Source organism: Roseofilum reptotaenium CS-1145 (genome assembly GCF_028330985.1).
Lineage (GTDB): Bacteria > Cyanobacteriota > Cyanobacteriia > Cyanobacteriales > Desertifilaceae > Roseofilum > Roseofilum reptotaenium.
This window is the reverse complement of the sequence record NZ_JAQMUE010000037.1, coordinates 1-22,441: the sequence shown is the minus strand read 5'-3', so window position 1 is coordinate 22,441 and position 22,441 is coordinate 1. Positions and strand designations below refer to the sequence as shown.

The 22,441-nt window shown below is 44.2% G+C and carries 18 protein-coding genes, 1 tRNA gene, 1 rRNA gene and 4 pseudogenes; 9 read left to right on the top strand and 15 right to left on the bottom strand.

Annotation, left to right across the window (positions count from 1 at the left end; genetic code table 11):
• Positions 1 to 36: 36 nt before the first annotated feature.
• The 3 genes from dusB to PN466_RS06165 all read right to left on the bottom strand — a co-directional run bounded on the left by dusB (position 37) and on the right by PN466_RS06165 (position 4,062).
• Positions 37 to 1,080 carry a tRNA dihydrouridine synthase DusB gene (dusB, locus tag PN466_RS06175; protein WP_271937811.1) on the bottom strand — a complete coding sequence of 348 codons (1,044 nt, stop codon included), beginning with the start codon at positions 1,078 to 1,080 and terminating at the stop codon, positions 37 to 39.
• Positions 1,081 to 1,232: 152 nt separating this feature from the next.
• On the bottom strand, positions 1,233 to 3,353 hold the full coding sequence (locus tag PN466_RS06170) for an NACHT domain-containing protein (RefSeq protein WP_271937810.1): 2,121 nt from the start codon (positions 3,351 to 3,353) through the stop codon (positions 1,233 to 1,235).
• A 157-nt stretch (positions 3,354 to 3,510) separates the two neighbouring features.
• Positions 3,511 to 4,062, bottom strand: coding sequence for a Uma2 family endonuclease (locus tag PN466_RS06165; RefSeq protein WP_271937808.1), 552 nt, complete (start codon positions 4,060 to 4,062; stop codon positions 3,511 to 3,513).
• A gap of 226 nt (positions 4,063 to 4,288) precedes the next feature.
• On the opposite strand from PN466_RS06165, the gene PN466_RS06160 reads away from it, so the two are divergent.
• Positions 4,289 to 4,633: a histidine triad nucleotide-binding protein gene (locus PN466_RS06160; protein WP_271937807.1), complete on the top strand. Its 345-nt coding sequence runs from the start codon at positions 4,289 to 4,291 to the stop codon at positions 4,631 to 4,633.
• 113 nt (positions 4,634 to 4,746) lie between these two features.
• On the opposite strand, the pseudogene PN466_RS06155 reads toward PN466_RS06160, so the two are convergent.
• Together PN466_RS06155 and PN466_RS06150 are read right to left on the bottom strand one after the other, a co-directional pair.
• Positions 4,747 to 4,884: pseudogene (locus PN466_RS06155) on the bottom strand (PIN domain-containing protein); the annotation flags it as partial.
• 26 nt (positions 4,885 to 4,910) lie between these two features.
• Entirely contained in the window at positions 4,911 to 6,143 is a 1,233-nt protein-coding gene (locus PN466_RS06150; protein ID WP_271937803.1) for a pentapeptide repeat-containing protein, read from the bottom strand.
• A gap of 327 nt (positions 6,144 to 6,470) precedes the next feature.
• On the opposite strand from PN466_RS06150, the gene PN466_RS06145 reads away from it, so the two are divergent.
• Both PN466_RS06145 and PN466_RS06140 read left to right on the top strand, forming a co-directional pair.
• On the top strand, positions 6,471 to 6,917 hold the full coding sequence (locus PN466_RS06145; RefSeq protein WP_271937802.1) for a hypothetical protein: 447 nt from the start codon (positions 6,471 to 6,473) through the stop codon (positions 6,915 to 6,917).
• A complete protein-coding gene (locus PN466_RS06140; RefSeq protein WP_271937800.1) occupies positions 6,914 to 9,952 on the top strand; it encodes an ATP-binding protein in 3,039 nt (1,012 codons plus the stop codon). The genes PN466_RS06145 and PN466_RS06140 overlap by 4 nt, the downstream gene beginning before the upstream one ends.
• A gap of 303 nt (positions 9,953 to 10,255) precedes the next feature.
• Here PN466_RS06140 and trhO read toward each other — a convergent pair whose 3' ends face one another.
• Positions 10,256 to 11,149: an oxygen-dependent tRNA uridine(34) hydroxylase TrhO gene (trhO, locus tag PN466_RS06135; protein WP_271937799.1), complete on the bottom strand. Its 894-nt coding sequence runs from the start codon at positions 11,147 to 11,149 to the stop codon at positions 10,256 to 10,258.
• Positions 11,150 to 11,259: 110 nt separating this feature from the next.
• On the opposite strand from trhO, the gene PN466_RS06130 reads away from it, so the two are divergent.
• A tRNA-Ala gene (locus PN466_RS06130) sits at positions 11,260 to 11,332 on the top strand.
• A 253-nt stretch (positions 11,333 to 11,585) separates the two neighbouring features.
• Here the strand turns inward: PN466_RS06130 and PN466_RS06125 are convergent.
• On the bottom strand, positions 11,586 to 12,062 hold the full coding sequence (locus PN466_RS06125; RefSeq protein ID WP_271937798.1) for a hypothetical protein: 477 nt from the start codon (positions 12,060 to 12,062) through the stop codon (positions 11,586 to 11,588).
• Positions 12,063 to 12,617: 555 nt separating this feature from the next.
• Between PN466_RS06125 and PN466_RS06120 the strand changes: the two are divergent.
• A pseudogene (locus PN466_RS06120) lies at positions 12,618 to 13,146 on the top strand (IS982 family transposase); the annotation flags it as partial.
• Between the two features lie 13 nt (positions 13,147 to 13,159).
• Here PN466_RS06120 and PN466_RS06115 read toward each other — a convergent pair.
• Positions 13,160 to 13,514: pseudogene (locus PN466_RS06115) on the bottom strand (ISAs1 family transposase); the annotation flags it as partial.
• Positions 13,515 to 13,825: 311 nt separating this feature from the next.
• A pseudogene (locus PN466_RS06110) lies at positions 13,826 to 14,022 on the bottom strand (hypothetical protein); the annotation flags it as partial.
• A gap of 124 nt (positions 14,023 to 14,146) precedes the next feature.
• Here PN466_RS06110 and PN466_RS06105 point away from each other — a divergent pair.
• The 4 genes from PN466_RS06105 to PN466_RS06090 all read left to right on the top strand — a co-directional run bounded on the left by PN466_RS06105 (position 14,147) and on the right by PN466_RS06090 (position 18,232).
• Positions 14,147 to 15,001, top strand: coding sequence for an alpha/beta fold hydrolase (locus PN466_RS06105; protein ID WP_271937793.1), 855 nt, complete (start codon positions 14,147 to 14,149; stop codon positions 14,999 to 15,001).
• Positions 15,002 to 15,055: 54 nt separating this feature from the next.
• Positions 15,056 to 16,399: an adenylosuccinate synthase gene (locus tag PN466_RS06100; protein ID WP_271937790.1), complete on the top strand. Its 1,344-nt coding sequence runs from the start codon at positions 15,056 to 15,058 to the stop codon at positions 16,397 to 16,399.
• A gap of 71 nt (positions 16,400 to 16,470) precedes the next feature.
• Complete coding sequence (locus PN466_RS06095; RefSeq protein WP_271937789.1) at positions 16,471 to 17,064, top strand: 50S ribosomal protein L25/general stress protein Ctc; 594 nt, start codon at positions 16,471 to 16,473, stop codon at positions 17,062 to 17,064.
• 169 nt (positions 17,065 to 17,233) lie between these two features.
• On the top strand, positions 17,234 to 18,232 hold the full coding sequence (locus PN466_RS06090) for an adenosine kinase (protein ID WP_271937788.1): 999 nt from the start codon (positions 17,234 to 17,236) through the stop codon (positions 18,230 to 18,232).
• Between the two features lie 78 nt (positions 18,233 to 18,310).
• On the opposite strand, the gene PN466_RS06085 is transcribed toward PN466_RS06090, so the two are convergent.
• The 6 genes from PN466_RS06085 to rrf all read right to left on the bottom strand — a co-directional run bounded on the left by PN466_RS06085 (position 18,311) and on the right by rrf (position 22,426).
• Positions 18,311 to 19,333: a hypothetical protein gene (locus PN466_RS06085; protein WP_271937786.1), complete on the bottom strand. Its 1,023-nt coding sequence runs from the start codon at positions 19,331 to 19,333 to the stop codon at positions 18,311 to 18,313.
• A gap of 109 nt (positions 19,334 to 19,442) precedes the next feature.
• On the bottom strand, positions 19,443 to 20,819 hold the full coding sequence (gene dnaA / locus PN466_RS06080) for a chromosomal replication initiator protein DnaA (RefSeq protein ID WP_271937783.1): 1,377 nt from the start codon (positions 20,817 to 20,819) through the stop codon (positions 19,443 to 19,445).
• Positions 20,820 to 20,908: 89 nt separating this feature from the next.
• A complete protein-coding gene (locus PN466_RS06075) occupies positions 20,909 to 21,436 on the bottom strand; it encodes a tetratricopeptide repeat protein (protein ID WP_271937782.1) in 528 nt (175 codons plus the stop codon).
• A 129-nt stretch (positions 21,437 to 21,565) separates the two neighbouring features.
• Entirely contained in the window at positions 21,566 to 21,922 is a 357-nt protein-coding gene (gene rplT, locus PN466_RS06070) for a 50S ribosomal protein L20 (protein WP_271937781.1), read from the bottom strand.
• Between the two features lie 63 nt (positions 21,923 to 21,985).
• Positions 21,986 to 22,183 (bottom strand): 50S ribosomal protein L35, encoded by a 198-nt coding sequence (gene rpmI / locus PN466_RS06065; protein WP_271937780.1) that lies wholly within the window; start codon positions 22,181 to 22,183, stop codon positions 21,986 to 21,988.
• A gap of 125 nt (positions 22,184 to 22,308) precedes the next feature.
• A 5S ribosomal RNA gene (gene rrf, locus PN466_RS06060) occupies positions 22,309 to 22,426 on the bottom strand.
• Positions 22,427 to 22,441 lie beyond the last annotated feature (15 nt).

Sequence of the window (22,441 nt, the reverse complement as noted above, 5' to 3'; positions counted from 1 at the left end):
CCCAACTGCGGGCTATCTCCCGGAAACTGGGGAAAACTAACCCATGGGTACAGGAGCAGGATCGAGGTCTAATTCCATCAGTTTGGCGATCGCCCCTTCTAATAAGGTTACCCCGTCTTCCACAGATTCAATCCGCGCTAACTTACCGCGCAGTTCTCCCGCACCATAGAACTCCTTCGCGTACCAAGTCATATGCTTGCGGGCCTGACGGATGCCGCGATCGCCCTTATACTCGTACAAGGCTCGTAAATGCTCCTTGGCACATTCTAAACGGGCGATCGGCGTTGGTTCGGGCAATTTTTCTCCCGTCTTCAAGAAATAATCAATTTCTCCTACCAAAAACGGATACCCCAACGTCCCTCGCGAACACATCACCCCATCTGCTTTGGTTTCCTCCAAACAGCGTACTGCCGCTTCCACAGAGAAAATATCCCCATTGCCAATAACTGGGATGGACAAAATCTCCTTAACTTTCGCGATCCATTCCCAACGGGCCGGCCCATTATACCCCTGGGCGCGAGTCCGACCGTGGAGCGTCAACATTTTTGCCCCCGCATCCTGCATCCGTTGCGCAAACTCCAGGATATTAATTTCTTGATTTGACCAGCCAATGCGCGTCTTCACGGTTACCGGAACCTCAACCGCTTGAGCCACTTCTCGCACAATCGCCTCCGCCACTTCCGGCTCGCGCAATAAAGACGAACCACCCCCATTTTTCGTAATCTTATTGACCGGACAGCCCATATTAATATCTACTGTATCCGCTCCTTCCTCCACGGCCATTTGTGCCGCTTCGGCCAAAAAATCGGGGCGACAGTCAAAGAGTTGAATACTAATGGGGCGCTCATTCGGGTCTACCTCCATCAGTTTCGGCAACTCGCGCACATAGTGTAATCCCGTAGCGTTCACCATTTCCGTATACATCATGGAACTGGGCGCATAGCGACGCACCAGGCGACGAAAGACCAAATCCGTCACCCCAGATAGGGGCGATTGTAAGACCCTAGAGTTAACTTCTACCGTGCCAATTTTTAGAGGAGAAGAGAGTCGGGTTTTCAGTTCTGGAGACAAGGCAACCATGGTGAGTCTATGGGATGAGCGTTTGCGTTTTCAGTGGAAACTGTTTCCGTTTAATTGTACAACAGTCAAGGTAAAGATCCCCCCAACCCCCCTTGGAAAAGGGGGCAGTAAAAGTCCCTTTGTTTAAGAGGAATTTAGGGTTTAAATTATTCTCACCATCTCCTTATGTGGTGTGGGGGTAGAGTATAGGCTGGGAGGTTGACTTCTTGGGCTAAATGTTCTCGCAGTTTGTCGTGATAAAAGCGAAACCGTCCCCCCGATTGTTTTAACATTCCTGCTTGACTGGCTTGAGTGAGAAAGCCAGCATAATTTCCAGGCATATTTCCCTGACGAGACAACACCCAACGCAGGGAAATATGTTGAACTAAGGCAACACCACCACCAACTAAAAATCCGATTAATACTCCCATTCCTACCCCTTGAATGAAGCTGGTCAGCAGATCGATCTCTTGTCCAGTTGCCCAACGGGGTACAATGAAGAGTAGCGGGCACAGGGGTATGGCTAACCCAATGGTAATCAGGGTTTTAATGCCCGTTTCCCAGATGCCTTCATTGGGACGTTGCCTCACTTGTAAGTCAGCTCTCAGCCCGACAATCAGTCCTCCAATCAGCCCGACAATCAACCCGACAATCAGCCCGACAATCAGCTCGACAATCAGCCCGATAATCAGCCCGACAATCAGCCCGATAATCAGCCCCCACTTCAGTGCTTGGCGTAATCCGCGCTGGATTGACTGCCAAGACAAATCGAGGGCTTCTGTTAGTTGAATAGAGGTGTTATCCAGAATCAACCCGAAAATTAGCCCGAAAATTAGCCCGAAAATTAGCCCGATAATCAGGCGATAGTGTCGGTATTGCCGAGCGTTTTCTAGCCATGTCGGTTGCAAGGATTCAATCAAAAACTCCCGTTGATTAATGCCTTCTTTCCCCATACTGGCGGCTAACCAAGCCAGATAATGCCTCGGATCTTTATCTTTCTGCTTATAAGTATCTAGTTGGGGCAGCTTTTTCGCCAAAAACGCATTAAAAAGCTGTTTTTCACAAGCCTCAACTTTTTCCGGTGCATCCCCTGGCAATCCTTCTGGGTAAGCAATGGGCATCAGATTCAAGAACATGGGATTTTCTGCTAATTTCTTCCATCCTGGATGATCTTTTACCCCTTGCCAAAATTCCAACCCAGAAGGGGGGCCTTGCTTTTCATCTAGACGTTGCTCTAAATAATCCTTAATTTGCTTATCGCTCAATTCGCATAATCTCACCGCTTTCTTAATTTTTTGCAACCCCACGCCACAGTTGGGTTCAGTTTCAGTTGCTGCAGTAATGCTTTCATAATCTTTAACTCGGCAACAAATCACTAAGGCTTGTTGCTGCTGCTGATAATGCCCTTGCAACTCCTCAATGGCATCAACCGCTTCTTTTATGCCATGTTTACCTTGTCCTAGCTCATCCAAACCATCGAGCAAGGGAATAATCCAATCCGCTAACAGCCACTGGCGACAGAATTCAGGCTTTAAGCCATACTGCGCTGTCATCTGTTCCACCATCCAATCGAGCATTTTCTCACCCCGCCACGCGGACAGCTCAAAAATCACCGGGATAGGTTTGCGAGCATCATCAACGGCCTCTTGTCCCAAAGCTTCGGCAAGTTTCAGCAGTTCCGTAGTTTTGCCACTTCCCGGTTCTCCTAAGATCAGTAAGCGCCGATTCGCCGCTTCAAAGAGTTCTAAAATGGATTGATGAGTTTCTGTCGTCTCTTGCGTCTCGAAATTCTCCACCTCGTAGCGCACTTCCAAACCGGATTGTGTAGCAAAGAGTCCCAACGGCATCGGTGGCTTGATTTTGCCCTTGAACTTTCCCCACCATGAACGCCAGCCTTTACCGGAAACAGGCTGAGTGGGAACGGGTTGAGGTGAAGCGGGTTTTGGTTTAGCCTGCGGTTGCTCTCCGTCTTCATAATAATCTGTGGCACTAATATCAATATGACACCCGAAATCGAGGTTAGTCTTCAGTCGGTTTTTAATCTTCCCCTGATTTTCTTCAGCAAACCTTTTCCATAACTCCTCGATACTGCTCTCCTCTACATTTAATAATTCTGGCCCGACAACGACAACAGCCGCACAACCCAAGGCTGCAAGAATAATGACTATCGGCGGCACATCTTTGAGCAGTAACGCTAAGGCAGGCATTTGATTGACCAAGTAGGGATACAATACAAACGCCAAAGCCACAAAGGCCAAGCGCACATAGCGAGAGAAGCGACCCTTTGAGGACATAACGTTTCAATTAAAAATTAAAAATTAAAAATTAAAAATGGGGTTAATGATTATTGTAGGCGATTGGGCGATGACGCGGGGGGCAAGAAACCGGGTTTCTCCCAAGTTGATGAGACAAACGAGAGGATGCGCGAGAAACCCGGTTTCTAGACTACGCCTAAGCGTTAAGGACCCGTTGGACTCGAATCTCGACATCCTTAAAAGCTGTGGGGGATAGGGTTCCGGTGGTTAGGATTGTTTCTTTCGCATAGTCCCCATTTTTGGGCTGGGTGTAAACCTGGAGTTGATCATCTTGGAGATTAACAACCCAGTATTCGGGGATTCCTGATTCAGCGTAGAGTTGTTTTTTAGTCGTTGTATCTTGAGTCAGGGTGGTGTTGGCAAATTCGATAATCCAAAAGATGTCCCCAGGATAGGGATGGTGTTCCAGGTAGACTCGTCCCAGAGGTTGAACAATGGCCAGATCTGGAACGGGTTCTGAGTCATTGCGAAGGGTGATGGGGTGCGCTTCACGGATTTTGACACGGTTACCCAACAGACTCCGCAGATAGTCCCCAACTTCACTGTTGTAGTAGGCGTGGGGTTCTCCCTCTGGTGGCATAACGATGAGTTCTCCGCGTATCAGTTCGAGGTTTTGGTCGTTGAATATCCCGGCACGGATGGCGTGGTGATAAGGGGCGATCGCCCATTTATATGTAGTAACAGTCATAGTTTACACTGCTTTGCGCTGTTAAGTATTGAAGTAATAAGTAATGAGTAATAAGGAAGAGTTTAACCCTATTTCTGGGGTTACGCGGGGAAAAGAAACCGGGTTTCTACCAAGGTTATGGAGACTAAGGAGAAGATACGGGAGAAACCCAGTTTCTAGACTACGCGAGGGGGAGCGCGAAGCGCTGTATGATGAGAGCAATTCAACTTTATCGCCCTTCGATACCATGAGCGAAACTATTTTTAGTAAGATTATCCGTAAGGAAATTCCAGCAGATATTGTCTATGAAGATGACCTTTGTCTGGCATTTAATGATATTTCTCCCCAAGCTCCCGTTCACATTCTGGTGATTCCCAAAAAGGTGATTCCCAAACTAGCCGATGCTGAATCCCAAGATCATGCCTTGATGGGTCATTTGTTACTCAAGGTTAAACAAGTAGCCGAGCAAGCGGGACTGAGTAACAATGGATATCGAGTCGTGATTAATAACGGAGTAGACGGAGGTCAAACCGTCGATCATCTGCACATCCATATTCTCGGAGGACGCGCTCTGGACTGGCCTCCGGGCTAGTTTCCCTTATCCCCCAGCCCTTTCTCTCACGGCAGATAGGGGGATAGGGAGATAGGGGAATGGGGGAGTGAATTACAGGAGGCAAGATTGATTTTTCAAAAATTTTTCGTTTGCTACTCTAGATAACGAAACCCTTTTTCGCTGGTCAGCTTGCGATCGAAACTCAGGGTTTCTGTACAACCGGCTTGACGAGCGATCGCACCAATTAAATAATCTGCAAAATCTGCTTTTCCTAGTTTATAGTATTTGAGAAAAGGCGATCGCCACAGATCGATGGTCACCGGCCTAACAAATTCGTAATCCCCTCACACCCTCCGGGAATCGTTTGTCGCGAGGCTTCCCCACACCAAGAACAGCAGTAATAGCGTTGTTCTTCTGAGAGTTCCTGAACGCCAGAAAAATCAGTATTTTCGACCACTGCACCGGTATATTGTCCGGTTTTGTAATTGGGTGGATGTTGGCGATCGCGGGGGGTAGCTGTTTGTGCCGATCCATAAAAGAACTGTGTCCCTCTTAAGTCAGCGCCCGCTAAATTCGCTTGATACAGTACAGTTCGAGATAAATTCGCCTTAGTTAAATCCGCATTTCTTAAATCCGTGCGGACTAAATAGGCCTCACTTAAATCCGTCCATCGCAGGTCTGTACGAGCTAAATTTACACCAGCTAACATCACTCCCAAATTAATCACTCGAATCCCATTAAGCCGGTCTTCCTGATATCCTCCTCGTCCATCAAAAATCGGTCGCCCCAAATGATAATCCCGGCGCAAGGGCGTGAGTAAATTAGATTGGGATAAAAACCGAATGACCTTGGCTTTCCCGGCAGCATTGACACTGCTGAGAATAGCAGCAGTTCGGCCTTCAGCAAAACAGCGCTCTTGAGGCCAATCTTCTAACATCCCCTCATCATCTAATGCCAGTTCAGAGATGCCCTGAAAAAAAGCATCAATGGTTTGTTGTTGAGTAATGGTATTTTGCTGAATGGTTAAATCCTTGGAAATCACATATTGTCGCCAAGAAATATAAACGGCCAAAATGGCGATCATAATTTGTCCCACAGCACCCACCCATTCAGCCCAAGACCCAAATTCATCCCATTTGACTTGATTGAGCCAGTTACTGATAGCGCGATACAGTCCTAAATAATTGAGGAGTCCAGCTAGGGAAATAAATAAACCGGTAAATCCGATAAGTTGCGATCGCTGTTGGGCAGTCAGATCTTTGAGCGTTCGAGTTAATGTCGGCCAAACTAATCGCAAGGAGAGCGCAAAGGCAACGGCTGCCCCAGAAAAGCCTATCCAGAAATTATGAAGCGATAATCCCACAAACATGACAGCGATCGGCACTACCATAATCCAATCCCCAGATGGCAATGGTTTACTCGACCACCGCTCTGGATTAAACTCTGAAGGCTCTAAAGTTGAGGGCGGTTGCTCTAGGGAATGGCGAGGCTTACCTTGAGAACTAGGGGATAGGGAAGCGGAAGACGACGCAATCGGATCGGGTATCATACAGGAAAACTAATCAAGGATCATAAACGACGTACCATCTTAAAAGAAGCATAGCGCGATTCTTAAAATAGGCAGTCTCAGACATGATATAGAAAAATGAATGGATGATTCGTTCTGGGTTGATGCTCTTGGCTATCCTACGATGGTCATCGTGTTCATCAAGGCTTCCTGAATGTAGCGATCATTTAGGGTATGTTACCTTTAGCCCCAATGAACCCATTGAGCTAGCGAGAGGCAATACCGTCCCTTTATTAACTCCCATGGGTTCTGGATCTGCCAGTCATTGGTATGTAGGTTTTTTCCGCACAGTACTATAATGGGACTAAAGTGGGGGAAGTCGCTGCTAAATTTGCCATTGAAGAGCTAGGCGTAAAATGGGCGGCAACGGTCAAGGATGGGGATGCATTTACCCGGAGATTAAGTCTCTCTTGTGAAGAGACCTTTGCACAATTGGAGGGTGAGGTTGTTTTGAGTGGAGCAGTCAATAAGGGCGATCGCAACATGAAGCCGACTTTAAACTCATTAGTGGGCTTTGCTTGGCCACAAACAGAAGGTTTAAGGACAGTAGAAAATGCCTATGAAGGTGAATATGGTTACTCTCCAGAACCTCCTAATTACAGTTTTGCCTACGATACAGCTAATATAGTACTGGAGGTACTTTCCTCTGTGGCGGTGCGATCGCCCAATGGCAGACTCCAAATTGGCCGTCAAGAACTACGAAATTGCAATGCTAAGTTTGTTACTGTTGATTGTTTCGATCCAACTATTCTATGAAACCGGTGATTTTCACTCAACTTAGAAAGCTCCAACACTGGTGGAATCGCTTAAGTATTACCACTAAACTATCCACCGGTTTTGGTGGATTATTTGGCTTTATTCTTTTGGTTTCAGTCAATAGTTATATTGCATTTAAAGTTGTTCAAGATAAAGCGGCACAAGACATTTATACAAGTGTAGAACTTCAGAGATTAGTTCTAGAAATGGATCGCCATTTGCAAGCTGCTCGTACCCATCAAAGAGATTTTTTCTTGCGCTATTCAGAAATTGGTTTTAATCAGGCTAAAGAAATTTATGCCCAAGAAGCTGTAGAGAATATTAATGAAGTCATTCGCTTAATGACCGAGTTCAAAAAACTGATTGAGCAACCACAAGTTAGTAATTCCCTTAAAGAAACAGATGTGGATATCAATTTGTTTGTTGCCTCAGCCGAACATTATGAAACAACTTTTATGGAAGCGGTTGAATTGGTTACACGACTAGCAGAAGAGGGAAAAGGACTCAAAGACCAATTAGATCATTTAGGTCACGAGGGAAAACAGGCCATTGAGTCTCTAGACATCCAGTGGAGAGAACAATATCAAGCTTTACGTCTGGCACAAAAAGAGTATTTGATTACTCGGCAGCGCCGCCATATGCGCTCTACTTTTAAAATCTTACTAGAATTAGAGAAAAAGATACTAGAAGATTCAACAATAAACCAGCAACAAAAAAAGACTCTGTTAAATATTCTTGCATCCTATAAGAATACAGCAGAAGAGATCTTAAAAGTGGACAGTGAAATTCAAGCCAAATTCAGTGATTTTGACTTACAAGCAAAAAATATAGATCGAATTTCTGGTCAACTTATTGAATTAACCAATCAAGAGGTCTTAAAGGCAGAAAAAAAAGTTGATGAGGCGAGTGAGTTGATTTACTATATCTTGTCTTTTTCTGTCCTGCTTGGATTACTGTTTGTCACGATCATTGCCCAATTATTCCAAAAAGAAATCACAGAAAAAATAATCCAACTGACTCAAGGAGTCAATCAGCTTAAACAAGGTTCTCTTGACCATCGCTTACCGATAGAATCCGAAGATGAACTAGGAGAATTGGCAGAAGGATTTAATGAAATGGCAAGCCAACTGCAAGCTTTAGTTAATAATTTAGAACAACAAGTAGTAGAACAAACAGTTACCATTCGCAAAAGTGAAGCTCTACTCAATGAAACCCAAAAAATTGGTCAGTTAGGGGGATGGGAATTCGACCCTCAGACTCAAGAGTTGATTTGGACTCAGGAAGTTTACCAGATTCACCAACTTGAACCTGAGTATGTACCAACTTTAGAGGGGATGTTATCCTTTTTTGAAAACAGGTATAAAAATAAACTCAGAGAAGCAATTGATAAAGCGATTGTTCACTTAACTGACTTTGATCTAGAACTGCCTTTGATGTGTCATTCAGGTCATTTGATTTGGGTTCGTATCATTGGTCAACCTTTTCAAGTGGACGATCGAGGAATTAAGGTTAAAGGAACGCTGCAAAATATTAGCGATCGCAAAGAAATTGAACTAGCCTTGAAACAAGCAAAGCAAGCGGCTGATAGTGCCAACCAAGCAAAAACAGAATTTTTGTCCAGTATGAGTCATGAACTTCGCACTCCCCTCAATGGAATTTTGGGCTATACCCAAATCTTAAAACGCTCGAAAACTTTGGAGGGAGAAGATCGTAAAGGAGTAGACGTAATTCATGAATGTGGATCTCATTTACTTAGCCTGATTAATGATATTCTCGACATGGCTAAGATTGAATCGAGAAAGATTGAATTGTATGAACAATCCTTAGCTTTAAGCTATTTTCTAGATGGCATAACTTCAATTTGTAAAATAAAAGCTCATCAAAAAGGCTTGGACTTTAAAAGTATTTATTCTTTTGATTTACCCAAGGCGATTGTCATTGATCAAAAACGGTTGCGGCAAGTTTTAATTAACTTAATTGGGAATGCAATTAAGTTTACAGATACTGGAGAAATAACTTTTGAGGTGACCTGTATTCATCTGAGTTCTAGAGAGAATCAGAATTATGCAATAATTCGCTTTGAGGTAAAAGATACCGGCATTGGCATTCCCTCAGAACAAATGGAAAAAATATTTTCTCCCTTTGAACAAGTAGGGGACAAAGCTCGGATGTCTGAAGGCACAGGTTTAGGATTGGCCATTAGTCAAAATATCGTTCAATTGATGGGGGGAGAGTTACAAGTTTCTAGTATTCCTAACCAAGGAAGTTGCTTCTTCTTTGAGATTGAGTGTTTATTAGCTCAAGAGACAATATTGGCAGAATTTCCAATTCAAGACCATACTATTACTGGATATTTAGGTAAAAAGAAAACTATTTTAGTTATTGATGACCGTTGGGAACATCGTTCTTTGATTGTTAATTTGCTTAACTCTCTAGGGTTTGAGGTTGTACAAGCAACTGATGGTAAAGAAGGACTCAAAGAAGCTAAAAGAGTAAAGCCGGATTTAGTTATTACTGATATTTTTATGCCGGTGATGGATGGCTTAGAACTGACTCAAATTCTACGACATCTAAATGAATTGAAACATATTCCAATCATTATATCAAGTGCTAGCATTTCAGGTTTAGACACAGAAAACAGTCCAGGAATTAATTGTAATGATTTTATTCCTAAACCCATTGATACAGAGATTTTACTAGCCAGTTTGAAAAAATACTTGAATTTGACCTGGATGTATACTGATAGTCCAGACTTAGATCATCTGGATTATCCCATAGATCAAGCAGAAAATAGCAAAAAAAGTAATTTATTTCCAATGATATTCCCTCCAAAGTCTGAACTCAAAAAACTCTATCAATCAGCGCGAATTGGTGATATTGAGGATATGGAAAATGAGGTGAAACGTTTAGCAAAACTCGACAAAGAGTATCAGTCTTTTGTTCGGTATACTTCAGATTTATTAGACGATTTTGCAATTGAGGAAATTAGAATTCTGTTAGAAGATTTTTTCCAAAATGTAGAAAACTCGGCTTAGAATTGTTTGTCTAGTTTGTGACGGGATCACTAGCCTTTTCGATGACGGCGACTCAATTAAGAAGCAAACCTTAAAAATGCTTCCTTCTGTGTTAACTGTAACCTAGGATAAAAGTATCTGACTAGGTTATGGAGTATATGATGATGGGTTTGAATAGTTCTTCTGTATGGCTATTATTTGGTGCTTTTTTCATTCTGCTGCTAATCTCCGCGACTCCCATATTGGGATCGCTGGAGGTTAAAGGGTCTCTGACGTTTTTGCTCTGGCTATTTGGGATCTTTTTTGTTGGAGGATGGGTGCTGTTTATTTGTTATCCTTTGTTTTCTTAAGTTTGCTTTGCTGGTATTTAGCTTGTTGGCGGGCCCGTTTTTCAGGGGTAAGGTGATCGCTGCAATGGGGACAGCAAATTCCTTCTTCATAGTCTGGTGAAGCCTTATCTTCCTCAGAAATGGGATAACCACAGGCAACACAGAGATCATAACTGCCAGCAACTAAGCCGGTTTTGATCGCGATCCGCTGGTCAAAGACAAAACATTCCCCTTCCCACAAACTGTCGAGTTCGGGGACTTCTTCAAGATATTTCAGAATTCCGCCTTGCAGGTGGTAGACTTCCTGAAAGCCCTGTTTGAGCATAAAGGCCGTTGCTTTTTCACAGCGAATGCCCCCAGTACAGAACATAGCTACTTTGGGATGCTTTTGGGGATCAAGATGGGTTTTCACATAGTCGGGGAAGTTGCGAAAAGAGTGAGTATGGGGATTTTGTGCCCCCCGGAAGGAACCGATTTGTACTTCATAGTCATTTCGGGTGTCAATGAGAGTGACTTCTGGATCGCCGATTAGTTGGTTCCACTCCTGGGGACTGACATAGGTTCCCACTTGCTCATTGGGATTAACGTCTGGTTGACCGAGGGTGACAATTTCTTGTTTGAGGCGCACTTTGAGGCGATCGAAGGGATAATCTGGCGCTGTAGATTCCTTATGGGTAAGATCCCATAATCGAGGATCAGAACGCAAATAGGTTAAGAGGGTATCAACAGCCGAACGAGAACCGGCGATCGTGGCATTGATGCCTTCAGATGCTAAGAGGATAGTTCCTTTGATTCCGTGCTCTTCACATAACGAGTGTAGAGGCGATCGCCATTCGGCATAATCGGCAAAGGAAAAAAAATGGTAAAAGGTAGCTACGACAAGGCTCATGGTCACCCCCCAGAAAAAAATTAGCTGAACCTCTTTTCAAATGAAGTCTTATGTGTATAATAGATCGAGTGGGGTGAATTGCAACCTCTTCACCCATTCTAAATCCTCTTGGGGGTATAGCTCAGTTGGTAGAGCGCCTGCTTTGCAAGCAGGATGTCAGCGGTTCGAGTCCGCTTACCTCCATTAACAATAAACAAAAGCAGAGCGAACTTTTCACCACTGACATCCTTCTAGAAAAGTGGGCGCTCTGCCTAATTTGCACCTAAAACCAATCTAACACCCCAAAAATTAGAACAGGGTAAATAGGTCATAGAAACAAAGGAAATCTATCCACAAAAGTATTGCCATAGATTTTCATCAATACATCAATCACATGACCATTACCTAAGATATCCTTATGATATTCATAAGGATATCTTAGGTAACACCCTTGCCATCACATCCCTCCTATCTGATGACTATATTTCTCCCAGTTATCCCATTCACTTTCGAGTCCGATGTACGTCGCCATCAATCGACCACTACTATTTCTCATTCCCCTCTGCTCGTGAGTCGGTTTATCGGGATTATCTACCCGTATCCACCAGTAACCGAATCTGTCCGTCACTCTCTGACCCGGTAGGATTGACCTCATCATTCTGTGGGTAAAATGCCCTGTCTCGACCAGTCTCTTTTTCCCCATCACTTCACCCGTGTAGGGATTGTACCGGGCTGGCTTGAATCCTAAAGCAAGTGCGTCTACCTTAGCCCGGTGCAATTGTTGCGCCTCATCACGCCCCGATCGGGGTGAACAAGTCAGCTCGTCACTATTGAGCCGGTAGATGATTCCCCCTCTATCAAAGTCAACCGAAATAACTTTTTGCCGTAGTAGCTTGGCTACGATTGCCACCGAAAGGTAAACACCATCAGACATGGAACCGTTACCAATCTTCTGGAGCAGCGTCTTAGTCTGGTCAGAAAACGGAAGGAAATGTAGAGCTAAAACGCCGAGGCAAGCCCCAGTTTAGTTATCTTACAAGTGTTGAAGCTCAAGAGCAAGTGAAAGCCTTAGTAGAAAAACATATAGATGCCACTCTAGGGGAACTGTGTGAATTATTTACCGAAGTGACTGGTAATTGGGTAAGTCCGACAGCCATGTGTCGCTGTTTATAGAAATTAGGGTTATCTCGTAAAAAAAACGAGGCGTAGCAGTCAAGCGGCAACAGAAAGAGTACAAAAACTAAGAGTAGAATATTGGGAAAAAATTAAAGAAATAGAGCCAGAGAACTTTGTATTTATAGATGAATCTGGGATTCTCCTAGGAGGAAGTCGTGCTTATGGTCGTTCAGAAAAAGGGACAAGAGTTAGAGGACTTAAACCTTATTATTGAGAAGCGAAAATCACTCTTGTAGGAGCCATTAGTCAGCAGGAAGTTTTAGCATTAATGACTCTTAATGGCTCATTAGATAGAGAGGCATTTAAGGTTTTTATTAAAGTCTGTCACTCTCGTCGTATCAACCGCCACCGAGTCTTCAAAAATTTAGCAGTTCGAGGTAAAACCTCTATGGGTTGGTTCTATGGATTTAAATTTTATTTGGTGGCGAGTGAATCTGGGGATATATTGAATACTCAGTTGACTCCACGTAATACAGATGACCGTAAACCTGTAGAAGGGCTATTAAGCCACCTCCAGGGCAAAGTGTTTGCTGATAGAGGTTATGTGAGTCAAACCCTAGCCAAACAACTGCTGGAAAAGTTTAACATCTCCTTTTTTGCCAGGCCGAGACGCAATATGAAGAATAAGTTGATGCGCCTCACAGATAAACTGCTCAGTCGTAAGCGCTCTATTGTGGAGACAGTAATTGACCAACTGAAGAATATTTCTCTTTCTTGAACACTCCTGTCACCGTAGTCCGGTGAACTGCTTTGTTAACATCATTTGTGGATTGATTACCTATTGCCATCAACCGAAGAAGCCTCAAATTCATTTAGAGTGGGCTTTACCGCCTTCTCCTTAACCCGAACTCAGGTTAAATTTAGTTGTTGTTGACTAGCCCAAGCGGTGACTAAATTTAAGGATTTGATTCCTTTCTCTCGATCGTAGAAACCTCGCAACCTTTTGCCATCTATGGGAATGACTTCCCCTACCAAAGAACCCACAATAGGTTGAAGCCATTAATGCCCTATCGAGTTCTTCCGGATTAATTCTCTCAAACACTCGTCGAAAAGTATCATCAGATGGAATCCCATTAGGTAAGTCTAATCACTCACTCAACCACCCCAATTTGCTCAGACCATAATTCTCTATGTCTTCCCAACCCTCAGCACCAGAAATCACCGCATTAGATGAGCTTACCCTGATACTCGGCTGGAGATGAGACTCGTTTAGGACTCAAGACAATTGGGGGAAAGAAGATCACCCTAAAGGGAGTGAAACCCCAGAGAAGTGTACAGTGGAACAGAGACAACTTTTATCTGTATGGTGCGGTAGATATAATCAGTGGAGAAAGCTATTTTTATGAGTTTTCTCATCTAGATAGTCAGTGCTTTCAGTTATTTGTGAATCAGTTATCAAAAGAATTTCCAGAAACTCTGAATTTTCTGCAACTAGATAATGCAGGTTTTCATGAAAATATAGATTTCCCAAAAAATATAATTCCCATTTTTCAACCGGCGATAAGGTAACGATCGCCTCGATTACTGGATGGGACTACTTGGTCGATGCCTTATTAAGCGCAACTTCATAGAGAAATGGTATAAGTTGAGGGAAGGCTTTTTCGGTTGATGGCAATAGATAATCAACCCAGCCAACAGATTAATGAGAAAACTAACAGGACTGCGATGATGGGTATGTTCGATCTTTCGATCTGAGAGATATTTTTGAGTTGATCTAGGTTATGGATAGGGTCGAGACGGCTTTACGTCATTGATTTGCAGGTATCCTAGATAGGGGTGAACCGACTCGTACGCAGTTGTGGGTGTGGTTTTGAATTGTGCATCTTTAATCATTGAATGGATATGACACTTCTATTTAGGAATTCTCGAATTAAACTCTCTCCTGGAATCCTGTTTTGGCGAGAAGTGGGTCAGGGAAAACCGATTCTTTTTTTACATGGGTCTTGGGATGAGGGGGGTCAATGGGTGGGGGTAATGGAGCGGTTGGGCACAGATTACCAGTGTTTTGCTCCAGATTTATTGGGATTTTCAGAGTCGGATCGACCCAATGTCCATTATTCTGTGACGCTACAAACGGAGTGTTTATTGGAGTATTTCCAAGCTCTGAAGTTAGACTCGGTTTATCTGGTCGGCCATTCCCTGGGTGGATGGATAGCAACGCGCTATGCTTTGGCGCATCCTGAACGGGTGAAGGGATTAGTTCTCTTGGCTCCGGAAGGGGTACATGTACCGGAATTAAAAGATCGGTGGAAGCAAGCATCTTGGTTCGTGGGGCCGAAATCGTTTTGGGTACAGTTCCTGAAAATTTTGTTACCGGTAGCTCGATGGATGGGAAAAGCTAAACCCCTAGAAGCGCTGTTCGAGAAGCGATCGCACTTTCTCCAATTCTTCCCTGCTTGTCAGATGCTGTTTTTACGCAGAGCTAAGGAAATTCAAGCAGAATATGTTGAGGATGACTTGCCCCATCTCACGGTTCCCAGTTTACTCCTCTCTGGTCTGTCGAGCCATAACAGGCATCCAGAAATTGACTCGCTATCCCAAGTGTATAGCGAACGAGTGCAGGATTTGAAAGAGCAAACCTTACCGACTGGCGATCCGGATTGGCCGCGCAGCCATCCGGATGGGGTGGCTCAAGCCATTCGCGAGTTTATTGAGTCGATCGAAACCCCAGAAAAGCGATCGGAGGACTTGACATAAGAAAATGAAATCCACAATAATAGTAGATTGTGCGATCGCTTGAGAGAAAGACCCTTGGCTAACGTTATCGTAATTGGTGCCCAGTGGGGCGATGAAGGAAAAGGAAAAATCACGGATCTCCTGAGTAAATCAGCAGATGTCGTTGTTCGCTATCAAGGCGGAGTCAATGCTGGACATACCGTTGTGGTCCAGGGCCAAACCTTCAAGCTGCACCTAATTCCCTCTGGTATCCTCTACCCCGATACAGCCTGTATCATTGGTGGCGGCACGGTGATCGACCCCAAAGTACTCATCGGAGAAATCGATCAACTCCATCAGCTCAATGTCTCTACAGAGCAGTTGATGATTTCTGAAACCGCCCACGTTACGATGCCCTACCACCGGCTAATCGATCAAGCTTCAGAAGAAAAACGGGGAGAACACAAAATTGGAACCACCAAAAGGGGTATTGGCCCGACCTATAGCGATAAGTCTGAACGCACGGGTATTCGTATTGTTGACTTGATGCAACCAGACATTCTCCGCAAGCAACTGCAATGGACGGTTGAGTACAAGAATGCCATTATTGAAAAGCTCTATGACTTACCGCCCCTCAATCCCAAAGAAGTCATTGAACAATACTTAGAATATGCCGAACGGTTGCGCCCCTATGTGGTGGATAGTTCCCTGAAAATCTATGAAGCCATTAAAAAGCGCCACAATATCCTCTTTGAAGGTGCGCAAGGAACACTGCTTGACTTAGACCATGGAACCTATCCCTATGTCACCTCCTCCAACCCCATTGCAGGCGGTGCCTGTGTCGGTGCAGGGGTTGGACCAACGGTGATTGACCGGGTGATTGGGGTTGCCAAAGCCTATACTACCCGCGTAGGTGAGGGGCCCTTTCCCACAGAACTGAACGATGAAATTGGCAAAGAATTAGGGTCTGTAGGGGCTGAATTTGGCACGACTACCGGTCGTCCCCGACGCTGTGGTTGGTTTGATTCGGTGATTGGTCGCTATGCAGTGCGAATTAATGGGCTGGATTGTTTGGCCATTACCAAGCTTGATGTTCTTGATAATATCGATGAAATTAAGGTCTGTGTAGCCTATGAAGTCGAGGGCCAACGGTGCGAGAATTTTCCCACTAACGCCCGGATTTTTGCCAAATGTAAACCGATTTACGAAACGGTTCCAGGGTGGAAACAATCGACGGCTGAGTGCCGAACCTTGGAAGATTTGCCTAAAGCTGCCTTAGATTATCTCAAATTTCTAGCAGAACTGATGGATGTGCCGATCGCGATTGTATCCCTGGGAGCGAGTCGCGATTGCACAATCATCGTTGAAGACCCCATCCACGGGCCCAAACGGGCCTTACTTGATGCTAATGGTATTCCAGTGAAGACCAATGGTAACTAACTGTCAGTTGGTCTAAATCTGGCCATGGCTTGAATTCAACCTGAGTAAAAATCAACACTGAAACAGACATTATGGAACTTACTATTGAGTGTCACCAAAGAGAAGCGGGAAGCAAAGCCAGAGCCTTACGCCGTTCTGGATTAATCCCAGCTAATTTATATGGCCATAAGGGCAATGAATCGATTTCTTTAACTGTGGATGATAAAACAGTTCAAAATTTGCTTAAAAGTGCAGTGGTCAACAATACCCTGATTAATGTTAATATTCCGGAACTCTCTTGGAACGGGAAAGCTCTGTTGCGGGAAGTACAACGGCATCCTTGGAAAGGGTTTCCCTATCATCTGAGTTTCTTTTCGATCGCCTCTCAGAAGAGTGTAGAAGTGGCTGTACGCTTAAACTTTGTCGGAGAGGCGATCGGGGTGAAACAATCGGGTGGCTTGCTCGATTCTCCCCTGAGTGAAGTGCGCGTTCAATGTCCTCCCGATCGAATTCCGGAAGTGATTGATGTAGATGTGACGGATTTGGCTGTTGGCGGTTCTCTAGCAGTTAAAGATCTGAATATCCCCGAAGGAGTCAAAATTATGGCGGAACCGAAACAGTTGGTGGTTACTGTTTTGGCTTCTAGGGTGACTCGGAAAATGGCGGAAGACGAAAATCAAGGTTAGAGGGTTGTTCTTATATGACCCAGTTGGGGCGGATTACGATTCGCCCTTTTTTGTTATGCTACGCGCTTTTAGGGAGTCGGGAGTGAAATAGGCAGTAGGGAATCAAAAAAGGTTTGCCCTCTTGTCTCTCCTATTCCCTTTTTGAATATAAGGAGTATCAAGAATTAGCATGAGTAATCAATTGGATGTTTTTGGTGTCGGTAATGCGTTGGTGGATGTGCTGGCGTTGGTCGATGACTCGTTTATTACTGAACAGGCCCTAGAGCGCGGAGTGATGACTCTGGTAGATGCCAAAGCTCAGGGGAAAATTCTGGGAGGACTCCAGCGAGATAGCCTGAAATTAAGGTCTGGAGGGTCTGCGGCCAATACGATGATTGCGATCGCCCAAAGTGGGGGTACAGGATTTTACACGGGTAAAGTCGCCCAAGATGAAAACGGCAAGTTTTATGCCCAAGATATGAAAGCAGCAGGAATTGAGTTTGAAGTTACTCCTGCTCCTATCGAAAACGGCCCTACAGGCACTTGTGTGGTCTTGACGACTCCCGACGCAGAGCGCACCATGTGTACCAATTTGGGAGCTTCTAGTACCCTTTCCCCCAGTGATATTGATGTAGAGAAACTCAAACGCTGTCAATATAGCTATGTGGAAGGTTATCTCTGGACAGGGGATGATACCCGAAAAGCGAGCATTGAAACCATGGAGCAGTCTAAACGCCATGGCGTGAAAGTGTCCTTTACCCTTTCTGACCCGTTTTTGTTGCACAGTTTCCGCGATGATTTCCGCAATGTGGTCACTGACTATTGCGATGTGCTGTTTTGTAATGCGGATGAAGTGCGTCAGTTTTTAGACTTGAAAAATTTGGACGCTTGCGCCCAAAAGGTTGGAGAAATGGTCAATCTTGCCTTTATTACGGATAGTGATAAGGGCTGTTTAGTGGTCGAAAATAAACAAATCATTACGGTAGAAGGGTTTCCTGTCAAACCTCTAGATACCGTAGGTGCAGGAGATGCCTTTGCTGGTGGTGCCTTGTATGGACTGACTCATGGGTATAGTGCCCCACAAGCGGCTCGTTGGGGGAATTATCTGGGATCGGCGATCGTCCAGATCCAAGGCCCCCGGTTAGAAAAAGCCCCCGTTGACCAGATGGCAAGCATTCTAGGAGCTTAGGCATCCTTTCCAAATTCTGTAGGAGTGGGTTCTTTACCCCCTTATAACCCGCCTTCACTCGACTAGGATTATAAACGATCATCTACGAAAAGACCGAGTCCATCGAGTCCTCCGCCAGATGAGGGTAAACCCTAACACTCCCCAGATCCCTCCCAGTAGTCCTAGAGGTTGTCTGCTAGGTTGCTGAGGGATTTCAGGGGAGCTGATAAAGGGTTGAGTAATCGATGAGACGATATTTAAGTTGATCGGTTGTTGACTGCCTAGAGTAACCGTTGGGTTAGTCGTTGGAGCAGTTGGCGGTTTTTGGACACTACCCTGAGCGATATTAAGAGCCACACTAAAGCCAAACAGGGTTAAAACACCATAGAGACTGGCTAATCCCAGCGATCCCCAGGAGAGGAACCGTAACCAATAGAGGTGAATGCGGGACACATATCCTTGTTGACGGTAAAAGACGAGGATTATTCCAATGAGGGGCATCCAGACGATATCGATTAACTGATGAGCTAGATCGAGGCGATCGAGGGTAGAACTAGGGTCGATGTGGATCAGGTATTCTACTGTTTTGAATAGGGTCAGTACCAGTAAACCATATCCTCCCCATTGCAGTAATTCATAGGATTTTTCTTCCACTCGACTTGAGAGGTATAGCCCATCTCGTGAGTTAGGAAAGGTTTGTGAGCTGGCGGTTTCTGAGTCACTCGGTAGGGTGTGATAATGGTTTTCCAGTTCCGCTAGTAGGGTTTTAGTTTCACTGTATTGGGGAAGGTGGGGAGCTTGAGAAAAGAGATCAAGGGCAACTTGATAACTGGCGATCGCAATTTCACAATACAAGCGATGATTTCCTTGGGGACATGAGGCAATCAATTCTGCAAAGCGACACAGGGTTTTGGCTAAACTCACTGCTGTGGTGGATTTTGATGTTGTCCCTTTTTCAGTTACCCAACGAGTTAATTCTTGGGCAAAGTCGGAGTTGAGTAAACTGGCGTTACTTTCTAACAACGGGTAGATGACTTGGCGATCGCCTGGATTGTTATGGATGGCTTTGAGCAATTGACGCAACAGGGACTGTTGCTGTTGGGAGCGGCTATCAGTTTTCATGATCACCAAGAGAGAATAGGAGAGACTATAGGGGACTTCAAAATCACAGGGTCAAACTCCACAAATCATAGCAATCTCTAGGCCAAAATTCTCATTTTTCTAATGATTCTCAGATCCTGCCCTGGGAACGACTAACCAGAGTGATGCGATCGCCGAGTTGTCGCAGTAGCTTCGCCAAATCTGGATCATTCTCCCGTCTCTGTCCCACTTTATCACAGCTATACATAACCGTTGTATGGTCTTTTCCTCCAAATTCTTCTCCAATTTTAGGCAAACTCAAGTCTGTATGTTGACGCATCAGATACATGCCAATTTGACGCGCTTGACTAATTTCCCTGCGTCTTGAATTGCTCTTTAAATCCTCTGGACTCACCTGAAATTCTTCGGCAACTACAGCAATAATCACATCCGCAGAAACCTCGCCATTAGCAGCCGGTGGATTCAAGACCGGCGCGATATTTTCTACCGTCATCGATAATCCCGAAATCGACATATAAGCGACTGTCCGGATTAATGCCCCTTCTAATTCACGAATATTGGATGTATAATTGGTCGCAATATATTCAATTACGGCTTGGGGTAAATCTAAATTTTCATACTCTGCCTTTGTTTGCAAAATTGCCATTCGTGTTTCTAAATCAGGGGGTTGAATATCAGCAATTAATCCCATTGAAAACCGGGAACATAAACGCTCTTGGAGTTGAGGCATTTGACTGGGAGGACGATCTGAGGCTAAAACGACTTGTTTTCCCGCTTCATGTAAGGTATTAAAGGTATGAAAGAATTCTTCTTGAGTGGATTCTTGACCCTCAATAAATTGAATATCATCCACTAACAAAACATCCGCGGTCCGATAGTGATCGCGAAATCCTTGGCGACTATCTTGACGAATAGCTGTAATTAAATCATTCGTAAATTTTTCAGTCGAGACATAAAAAACTTTAGCATCTGATCGAATTTTCAGCCGATAATGTCCAATCGCTTGCATGAGATGGGTTTTCCCTAGACCCACACCTCCATACAGAAACAAAGGATTAAAACTCAGTGGATTATCTCGTCCCGGAGATTCAGCAACCGCTAGAGATGCGGCATGAGCCATGCGATTATTGGAACCCACCACAAAATGCTCAAACACATATTTAGGATTAAGTTCGGTGGGTTTTGGATAAGTATAAGTTTTCGGAATCGTAGGATTTGAAGACCAAAATAGATTCAAGCTTTCTGAGGACTTTTCTTGATTAGCAACCTTTATTTGGATCGTCACTGAATGACCTACAATTTCTTCTATAGTCGTGTTAATAATGTTGATATAATTAGCTTGAAGCCAGTTGCGAGCAAATAAATTTGGAGTTTCAAGAATCAGACAATTTTCTTTCAAGTCAATTGCCATAGCTGTTTTAATCCAAGTCTCAAATGTTGGCTGACTTAGCTTTTTTTTAAGCCTATCCAGAACTTGAGTCCACAGGCTATCGAGGGAATTTTCCACAGCTCACTCTCCCAATTTATGGACTAGACAACAGAAAAAACAATTCTAGAAGATTCAACCCCATTTTCACAAGGACTATCTAGGAGCTTTTATTCTGATGGAGTTAAGCGTTTCTTTAAAGAATTAGCTCTTGTTTTAGCTGTTTTATTGTTTGGATCAACCTTCAGAGCATGATCGTAGCTTTCTAACGCTTGCCTTATCAAATTCTTTTTCTCGTAGGCAAAGCCTAGGTTATTGAACGCAATAACATAGTCTGGAGCCATCTTTAGAGCTTCTTTATACTGTCGGATCGCCAAATCATATTGCTCTTTCGCGACATATGCATATCCTAAAGCGTTATACACCAAAGCACTTTCTTGCTCAGGAATATCATCACACTTGAGTGATTTTTGAAAGAGCTGAATCGCTTGGCTATACAGCTTTTTCTCAGAGTAAAGACAACCCAGCTCATAGTATTCCTGGGCTGTCCCTCTATTGGATTTCAGTTTTTTTTGCAACTGGGAAAATACAGCTTCGGAACGCCGAGTTTTCAGAACTTGACGAAAAATGAACCAAGCTGAAACAGCAAGCAAGATTAGAAATATAGAAAGATAAGTGATCGGCAGTGAAGTTTCCATCAGAATCTATGTTGGTATCCTCTCCTGTTATTGTACTGCGTAAGAGGCAATATCCAATACCTAGTTTCCTCTTATAATCCACTGTTTTTCTTCTTATCTATCAGTTCCTCACTCTGTTTCCAAAACTGTCTAGGCACTCTTTTGAGCAGCTAATTCCACTACTTTGCTAAATCCTTGAGGATCGAGAATAGCCATCTCTGCTAACATTTTCCGGTTAAGCTGGATATTTGCTTTTTTTAGATTACCCATTAGCTTACTATAACTCACTCCGTTTTGACGAGCGGCTGCATTGACACGGACAATCCACAGACGACGAAAATCACGCTTACGTTTACGGCGATCTCGGTACGCATTCCGCAACGCCTTCATCACCTGTTGATTGGCTGTCCGAAAGAGTTTAGAGTGAGACCCACGAAAGCCTTTAGCCAGCTTTAAAATCTTCTTACGGCGTTTCCGAGCAACATTACCCCGTTTGACTCTTGGCATAATCGTTTATCCTAACTTGATTGAGTTGAACATCTGAACTAGATTTAGTGGGATTAAACTCCCTTAAAGGTAAGGCAACATTAAGCGGACATTTTCTTCATCTCTCTCACATACTGTTGTGATCTGAGAAAGTCTGCGCTTGCGAGTTGTACTCTTATGCTCAAGCAAGTGATTCTTATTCGCTTTACGACGTAGAACCTTACCACTTCCTGTAACTCTAAATCTCTTAGCCGCTGCCTTACGGTTTTTTAATTTAGGCATACTCTATTACTACTCCATTCAATTAACACAATCTATAAGTATAGCAGAAAATCATACAAAAATGAATTCAAGAGCCAAAAAACAAACAAACCCCTTTGTGATAAAGGGGTTTGTTTTAAAAATGGACCTGGCACCGAGCTATTTTGCCCAAGGGTGACCCCCAAAGTATCGTCGCCGCTGCTGTGTTTCACTGCCGAGTTCGGGATGGAATCGGAGTGGTGCCACAGCGCTCACAGCACCAGGAAAGAGGGAAGGGTT